This window comes from uncultured Fibrobacter sp. (genome assembly GCF_946062555.1).
GTDB lineage: Bacteria > Fibrobacterota > Fibrobacteria > Fibrobacterales > Fibrobacteraceae > Fibrobacter.
The window spans coordinates 1-8,085 of the sequence record NZ_CAMGVQ010000095.1; the positions used below are offsets into that span (position 1 = coordinate 1).

Consider the following 8,085-nt stretch of genomic DNA (forward strand, 5'->3'; position numbering starts at 1 on the left):
ATCCTGTCGCCGAAGGGAACCTCTGGAAGATTACTCCTAAGGACCCGTCCAAGCCGACGCTTTATTACTCGCAGAAGAATAAGCGCGTGATGAAGATGAATGTGGTTGTGAACGGAGCCAATTCGGTAAGTGAATTCGAATACTGCGACAATTCATGTCCGCTGCCGGGAACTCTCAAAAAGGTGACTATAAAGACGAATGTTCCCCAGGGCGGTGAAAGTACAGTTGTACTTGAAGTGCTAAGGGCAAAGCAAAGGCATTTGCTGCCGATGAAAATGTTCGATGTAAAATAAACCTTCCTTGATTGCGTTTCGCGTTAGGGATAGTGACCCGATAGGGCGGAGACGCGCAATGGAGATCCCCGCCTTCGCGGGGATGACAAGTGCGAGGCTCCGTGAGCGAAGCGAGTATAGCCCGACCCCGCAGGGGGAACGCCAATAAAATAAGAAAGCCCCGACTCGATGGGGTAGTGAACAACGAAGTGTGAACGAGGGGCAGACTTGCCCCTTTTTTATAAAACTCGCACCTCACACCCCACACCCCACACCTCACCCCCCACACCTCACACTTCACACTTCACACCCCACACCTCGCACTTCACACTTCACACCTCACGCCTCACACCTCGCACCTCACACTGTCTTCTGTCTACTTCCTACTTTTACTATATTGCTCCCTGTATGTTAGGTATTGAACAGAAAAAAGGAAATGACGACAACCTGTGCGGGCGCATGATTGCCTACGCCAAGATTTTGCCGAACCCGGACGAACGGGATAGCGGCACACCGTTCGATGACATGATCAAGAACGGGCTCTTGGCGCTGGAAGGTGATTTCCGCATGTTCTCACCGCGCGTACCTAGCAAGAAGGCGCTTGACCGAGCTGTCGATGACAAAATCAACGATATGTTGGAATCGATGCAGGCCGATGGCGTGGAACTCCCGTCCGATATGGATGTGGAACAGATGCGCGAACGCCTGCATGAACTTTCGAGTATGGAAGTCATCCCGATTCCGGCGAAAATCGGTAACTTTACCCGCGAAGAAGACATTCTCGCCGAGGATGCCGATATCTATTATATCGGTGAGTTCATTGGTGCGGGGCAAGCTCACTTTTGCCTCACGACGCTCCCGATTTATTACCAGGCGCGTTTCCGCGAACAGGCTCGCAAAAAAGAAATGGATTTCTTGAACGATGCTTTGGAACAAATCGAGTCGGGCGCATTCATGGATACCGAAGACTTGCAGAATGATTCCGAAGAATTGTTCCCGAAGGGGCTTACATTGAACACCTTCATGGGCGATTTAGGCAAGCTCCTGAATACGCGCGTGATTCCGTTCTTGCTTGCGCTCGAAACTGAAGAACAGTATAACGAACAAATTAAGCTGTTCTACGAATTTATGAAGGGCTATCCGGTTCAGGCTGATGTCAAGCTGATAGACCTTGCGCTCCGTGACTTGCGCGAGAAGCGTGATTCGTCGATGGCTCGCAAACTGCTAGAACTGGGCTGTCAAAAGATTGACGCCATCTACAACGAAAATCCGCAAAAAGCCCGCGAAATCGGGCAAGAAATTGCGAAGTTCGCACAGTAATGATATGCCGGACGAGTTCCGGCTTATTTGCTTGTGTTTTTAGTGAAATTTATTTTTTAAGAAGAAATCCCGCGACAGACTTTTCTTTTACGAAAGTCTTCTGGGCTGCGGTCTGAACGTCTGCAGCAGAAACTTTATTGAGCCGGTCAGCCCAATTCAGGAAGATGCGGTAATCGCCGAACATTTCGTACCAGGCGAGCATGGTCGCCACATTTTCCATATCGGTCAGGCTGCGTACGAGCCCGGCGTAGGCGCGGTTCTTGACCTTCTGAAAATCTCGTTCGGTCACGGGTTCGGTCTTGAGCTTTTCGAGTTCTTCCCACACGATTTTTTCGACTTTCGCTGGGTCTGCATCTGGCCGTATGTTCACGGTGACACCGAATTCCGAAATGTACTTGTTCGGGCTGTTGCTGGCACTCACGCTCACGGCAAGTTTTTCTTCTTGTACCAGGCGCTTGTAGAGCCTGCCGGAGCGGCCGTTCAAGACACCCTCGGCAATGTCGAGCGGATAAAGAATGCTGTCGCCGACTTCAGGTGTCTTGAAGGTCAATGCATACATGTTTGGGGCATCGGGACGTGTGACCGTTAGCCGTTTTTCGCCGGCCTGTTCGGGGTCACGAATCGTGAGTGGCGGGAACGCTTCGCCGGTCGGAATCGGGCCAAAGTATTTCTTGACCATTTCCATGGTTGCGGTCGTGTCGAGGTCGCCTGCAAGTACAAGGATCGCGTTGCGCGGCTTGTAATACTTGCGGTAATGTTCGTCGGCCATTTCGCGCGTCAAGTTCATGATATCGCTTGGCCAGCCGATTGTCGGCACGCGGTACGGGAAAGCCTCGTAAATCATGGAATTGAGTGTCTCGATGAACCGGCCTGTTGGCTTGTCGTCGTAGCGCATGCGGCGTTCTTCGCGCACGACCATGCGTTCGGAATAGAACTCGCGCAGCACGGCGTTCTGCATACGGTCTGCTTCGAGCCACATGAAAAGTTCAATCTTGTTCTTCGGAAGCGTCACGATATAGGCGGTCATGAGATCGCTGGTGAAGGCGTTCAGACCTGTGCCACCGGCGGCCTGGTAAGCGCTCCAAAGTTCGTCCTTCACAAAAATCTTGCGGTGTTCGTTCACCACGGAATCGTGTTCGGCGGAGAGTTTCTTGACTGTTGCCGTGTCGCCCGCCAGAATTGCCGGGCGGATCAAGGCTTGCAGGCTATCTTGAGTGGCCATAAACTTGGCGTCGGCAATGCTGTCGGTTATGCCGACTTTCTTTGTGCCCTTGAAAAGTTCATGTTCCAAAATGTGTGCAAGACCCGATTTTCCCGGAACTTCGTGCACGGAACCCGTCACGTAGAACAGACGGCAACTTACCGTGGGGGCCTGCTTATTCGGATGCAGAAGCACCGTGAGCCCGTTGGGCAAAACTTCCTTGTGTACTGTCAGGTTGACTTGGGCCTCCGCCGGAGTCACAAACATCAATGCTCCCGCGATACATGCTACAAGGCTGGAAATTTTTCTTGCGAATGTTTTCATAAGTTTGAATTTAGTAAAATCAAAAAGGATCTCTACTTATTTCACTTTTCTTTCGTCGTACGGGTCGATGTGCACAAGCGCGTCGACTACGTTTTCTCCCGCCTCGATCATACGGCGTTCTACTTCTTCGGCCAGGTCGTGTGCGGCCAAGAGCGTCATGTCGGCAGGGACAACGACGTGCAAATCTACATGTAAATCAGAACCCACGTAACGCGTGCGGAACCCGTGAATGCTAATTACGTTCGGACAGGCGAGTGCAATATCCTTTAGCTTTTGGGCCACTTCGGCGCTTGCGCCTTCGTCTGCCACACGATGGATTCCCGGCCATGCAATTTCAAAGCCCGAATGCAGAATGAATACAGAAACGATAATCGCGCCTACGGAGTCTGCAAACCAAAGCGTCGGACAAAGAATCCCGAACAAGACTGCAATCAAGACCGGTATGGAACTGTAGGCGTCGCTCCTATGGTGCCAAGCGTTTGCTTCGACGGCCTCGCTGCGTATGGCGCGACCTTTCGCCCGGGTGTAGCGGAAAAGCGCCTCTTTCACGATGATTGAAACTGCTGCCATGATCGCCGCAATCCATTCGGGGTGCGACTGCTCGCCGTTTATGAGAGCCACGACGGCATTGTAACCGAGCCCGAGGCCCACGGCGCAAACAGCAAGTCCGATTCCGACCGAAATCAGAGTCTCGAAACGCCTGTGCCCATACGGGTGCTTCGCGTCGGGCGGCGAATTCCAGAAACGGGCGCCTACGATAATCGCTATGTCCGTGATAAAATCAGATGCGCTATGAATGGCGTCGGCGATAAGTGCCTGAGACCCGCCAAAATAGCCTGCTAAAAACTTGCCTACCGACAAGGCTACGTTCCAGCCGAGCCCCACCCAAGTGACGCGGCGGACCTCTGCGGAATCATCTTTTTTTGCGATGCGTGTCATAGTTTAGACGAAAGAACGGACCTTCGGTCCTACAGACGAGAGACGAAAGAATGACTGAAGTGTCATCCTGAGCGTAGCCTGTAGGGCATAGTTGAAGGATCTTGGATATAATATAAAAAAAATGGGAATAAACTCTTGCGAATAGGCAGCCTTTTGTCGTTCAAGCGCATCTAATTATTCGAAAAAGGGCGAGACTTTCTATTTTTAGGTTGCGTTTATGAAAAAATTCTTGAAAATCTTCATCATCCTCGTGATTCTTGGCGCTATCGCTTATGGCGTCAAGATGTTCTTTTTTTCGGCGAGTGCTGAAAATGCCGCAGGCCCGCTCGTAAGCGTGAAGGTCACGCAGACTACGATTTCGACAACGATTTCGGCGACTGGTACGTTGGAACCCGTCGACCAGGTGGAAGTCGGCACGCAGGTGTCGGGTGACATCGCGAAAATCAACGTCGATTTCAATTCCAAGGTCAAGAAGGGACAGGTCATTGCCGAACTCGACAAGTCCAAGCTGAAGGCCACGCTTACGCAGGCCGAAATCGCCTACAAGTCGGCTGAAAACGATTTTAAGTACAAGGAATCGACCTACAATCGCATCAAGAAACTTGCCGAAAGTAATTCCGCCAGTGCCGTGGAACTCGAAACTACTGAATACAATATGAATTCGGCGAAACTCTCCGTGGAACGCAGCCAGAACGAAGTCAACCAGGCTCGCCTCAACTTGAGCTACGCGACCATCAAGAGCCCCATCGACGGCGTAGTCCTGAAGCGTGCGGTAGAAGTCGGCCAGACGGTGGCCGCCTCCATGAGCACTCCTACTTTATTTGTGATCGCCAGGGACTTGAGCCAGATGAAGGTGATGGCCGATGTGGACGAAGCCGATATCGGGCAGGTCAAGCAGGGCCAGAAGGTCTCCTTTACGGTTGATGCTTATCAGAGTGACACCTTTAATGGTATCGTGCAGGAAGTCCGTCTGAACCCCACGATCACAAGCAACGTGGTGACTTATACTGTCGTGATTACCGCCGAAAATCCGGAACAGAAGCTGCTCCCGGGAATGACGGCGACCTGCACCATCGTGACCCAGGAAATAACCGACGCTATCGCGATTCCGGTGAAGGCGCTCAAGTTCACGCCCGCCGACGGCACCCCGATGGCAGAACCGCCCAAGGGAATGCGCCCACCGCACGAATCTGACGACAGTTCCTCCGTGAAAGATGGCCTCGCCAATGCGGATTTTAACGCTGGCGATGTCCCGAAAGGCGACTTCAAAAAGGGTAATCTCCCGCCTCCCGGCAGTTTCCTCAAGTCTTTCAGGAAGCGCGCTGACGGCAAAAAGCCGAGCGGCAACCTGGTGTGGGTAAGCATCGATGGCATGGCCGCCCCTCGCCCAGTCAAGACCGGCATCAGTGATGGCGTGAACATCCAGATTCTCAAGGGCCTTTCTGTGGGAGATTCCGTGGTCGTTAGCCAAGAAACCGTGGCCGCCACCAAGGAAAAGCCTGCGGCAAGTAGCCCCCTTATGCCTACGCCTCCGGGCCGCAAGAAAAAATAACAGGTACATTTTTACTACCTTATAATCATTATGAGTGAAAATTGCCTTTTCTGTAAAATCATCAAGGGTGAAATCCCTTCCAAGAAAATCTACGAAGACGATGACGTCTTTGCTTTCTACGATATTGCCCCGCAGGCCCCGGTGCACTTTTTGGTAGTGCCCAAGCGCCACATTTCGACCATCATGGACATGCAGCCTTCCGACTGCGAACTGGTAGGCAAGATGCTTTACCGCGCCCAGCTCATTGCCAAGGAGCTCGGTATCGAAGAATCTGGTGCTCGTTTCGTATTCAACTGCAAGGCCGACGCTGGCCAGACGGTGTTCCACATTCACCTGCACGTGCTTGGTGGACAGGTGATGGGCTGGCCCCCGTTCCCCAACACTTAATTCAGAATTCAGAGTTCAGATTTCAGAGTTGATTTTCAAAAGATTCCGAAATCCGAATTCTGAAATCCGAACTTATGATTAAATCTCGTTGCATTACGTTGCACCGGTTTGCGTACAGCGACTCTAGCTTTATCGTGAAAGCGCTTACGGAAGAGTGTGGCGTGGTGAGCTTTATTGTCAAGGGCGCAAAACGAAAGGAATCCCCGTTCAAGGGGGCGCTTGATCCGCTGACGTTGTCGGAGGTGGTTTTCCGGCAGAATCCTTCGGCGGAACTGCAGTTTATCAAGGAAGCCTCGATTATCAACTGGAGAGAAACCTTGCGGGCCTCCCTTATGGAGCTTGCTGTAGCCCAGGTCATGGCCGAAATCGTCTTGCGTTACGCCCCTCAAGGCGTGCCCTTGCCAGATGAATTCGCCCTGCTGGATAGTGCGATTTCGCAGCTTGACCGGTCGACTCCTGCTGAGGGTGTCTTTGCCAAGTGGCTGCTCGATATCAGCGACCTGTGGGGATACCATCTGGAACTGGGTGTATGCAGCCGCTGCGAGAAGCCGCTTGTTGAACCGGCGGCAGATTTTTTCCCTGAAACGGGAGCGCTTCTTTGCAGACATTGCTTGGGTGTGCAGAGCGCAAGGGCGCGCCAGGAAACGCTGAAAGGCCTTTGGGAGTTATATCTATGTGAAAAAAACGGCCTTGATGCTCCCCAAAATCTGAACGGTCGCGTTTTTGTGGAGAATGCTTTGCTATCTTATCTACGCAATCACATCGGATTCCTGAAAGAAATCCATTCCCTTTCATGGCTACAGGAGGTTCGTAAGTTATGCTCAGCCCAATCGACATAAAGAACAAGAAAGCTAAAGGCGAAAAAGTTTCGATGATTACCGCCTACGACTATGCTTTTGCCCAGATGGCAGAGGCGGCAGGTGTGGACCAGATTTTGGTAGGCGACAGCCTTGCAAACACCATGCTCGGCTACAAGAGTACCCGCGAAATTGGCATGAACGAGATGCTGATTTTTGTGGCCGCGGTTTGCCGCGGGGCTCCGAACACCCACGTGGTGGCCGACATGCCCTATTTGAGCGACAAGGACCCGCAAACGGCATACGATAACGCACGCCGCTTTATGGATGTGGGAGCTTCTTGTGTCAAAATTGAGGGCACCCCCGCGGGCGTGCACGAATATTTGCTGAGCCACGACATTCCTATTTGCGCTCACCTTGGACTTTTGCCGCAGACGTCCGAAAACTTTAAGCAGAAGGGCCGCACCGAAGAAGAAGCGGCTGCAATTATCGAGGCGGCCAAGTACGTAGACGACCTGGGTTGTTTCGAGATGGTGCTGGAACACATTCCCGAAGAGCTCGGTACCAAGATTACCGGCATGGTGAACGCGGTGACGATCGGTATTGGCGGCGGTAAGTTTACGGACGGCCAAGTGCTCGTGATGCACGACGCCCTGGGTATGCACCAGCGCAAGTTGCCTCCGTTCGCAACGAAGTTCGTGGATATGTTCAGCCTCGGTGTTGAAGGATTTAAGAAATATATCGACAGTGTGCAGAATCCGAATAGATAAAGTTCGCTCGTATCTATTTGATATTCTTCAAGTTACGACTTGAAATCTTTTTCTTGACAGAAGGGTTCCCGATTTTTTTCGGGAATTTTTTTTGTTGACAAAGTGGTGGCCTGCGTGATTTTTTGAACTTTGAACAAATTAATTTCAACATTGTTCACCGAAAAATATTCTTTCTATAATCATTTTTTTTGTAAAAAATGAAATTTTTTTATTTTTTTTGAAAAAAAGTGTTGATTATTTGTGAAAATAAGTTATTTTATGCACAGATAATTCACAACATAACCATAAGGAAGAAAAAATGGCTACAAAGACTGCTACAAAGACTGCTACAAAGAAGCCGGCTGCTGCAAAGAAGCCCGCTGCTGCTAAGAAACTCGCTGCTGCCAAGAAGCCGGCCGCTGCCAAGAAGCCGGCCGCTGCCAAGAAGCCGGCCGCTGCAAAGAAGCCGGCCGCTGCAAAGAAGCCGGTCGCTGCAAAGAAGCCGGTCGCTGCAAAGAAGCCGGTCGCTGCCAAGAAGCCGGTC

At 51.5% G+C, this 8,085-nt stretch carries 9 protein-coding genes; 7 read left to right on the forward strand and 2 right to left on the reverse strand.

All coding sequences use genetic code 11. The annotated features are described in order from the left end of the window. Positions 1–293: hypothetical protein (locus tag Q0P86_RS15970; RefSeq protein WP_295040841.1), on the forward strand; the 293-nt coding region annotated here is incomplete at its 5' end. Positions 294–680: 387 nt separating this feature from the next. Then, a complete protein-coding gene (locus Q0P86_RS15975; protein ID WP_294113559.1) occupies positions 681–1,592 on the forward strand; it encodes a hypothetical protein in 912 nt (303 codons plus the stop codon). 49 nt (positions 1,593–1,641) lie between these two features. On the opposite strand, the gene Q0P86_RS15980 is transcribed toward Q0P86_RS15975, so the two are convergent. After that, a complete protein-coding gene (locus Q0P86_RS15980; RefSeq protein WP_295040842.1) occupies positions 1,642–3,117 on the reverse strand; it encodes a pitrilysin family protein in 1,476 nt (491 codons plus the stop codon). Positions 3,118–3,153: 36 nt separating this feature from the next. After that, positions 3,154–4,056, reverse strand: coding sequence for a cation diffusion facilitator family transporter (locus Q0P86_RS15985; RefSeq protein WP_290991410.1), 903 nt, complete (start codon positions 4,054–4,056; stop codon positions 3,154–3,156). Between the two features lie 217 nt (positions 4,057–4,273). Here Q0P86_RS15985 and Q0P86_RS15990 point away from each other — a divergent pair, with 217 nt between their 5' ends. The 5 genes from Q0P86_RS15990 to Q0P86_RS16010 all read left to right on the forward strand — a co-directional run. After that, positions 4,274–5,608: an efflux RND transporter periplasmic adaptor subunit gene (locus tag Q0P86_RS15990; RefSeq protein ID WP_295040844.1), complete on the forward strand. Its 1,335-nt coding sequence runs from the start codon at positions 4,274–4,276 to the stop codon at positions 5,606–5,608. Between the two features lie 30 nt (positions 5,609–5,638). Next, positions 5,639–5,995, forward strand: coding sequence for a histidine triad nucleotide-binding protein (locus Q0P86_RS15995; RefSeq protein ID WP_072980399.1), 357 nt, complete (start codon positions 5,639–5,641; stop codon positions 5,993–5,995). Positions 5,996–6,069: 74 nt separating this feature from the next. Continuing rightward, positions 6,070–6,834, forward strand: a complete 765-nt coding sequence (gene recO, locus Q0P86_RS16000; RefSeq protein ID WP_295040846.1) for a DNA repair protein RecO — start codon at positions 6,070–6,072, stop codon at positions 6,832–6,834. Next, positions 6,813–7,562 (forward strand): 3-methyl-2-oxobutanoate hydroxymethyltransferase, encoded by a 750-nt coding sequence (panB, locus tag Q0P86_RS16005; RefSeq protein WP_290991418.1) that lies wholly within the window; start codon positions 6,813–6,815, stop codon positions 7,560–7,562. The genes recO and panB overlap by 22 nt, the downstream gene beginning before the upstream one ends. Positions 7,563–7,860: 298 nt before the next feature. Then, positions 7,861–8,085: hypothetical protein (locus Q0P86_RS16010; protein WP_295040848.1), on the forward strand; the 225-nt coding region annotated here is incomplete at its 3' end.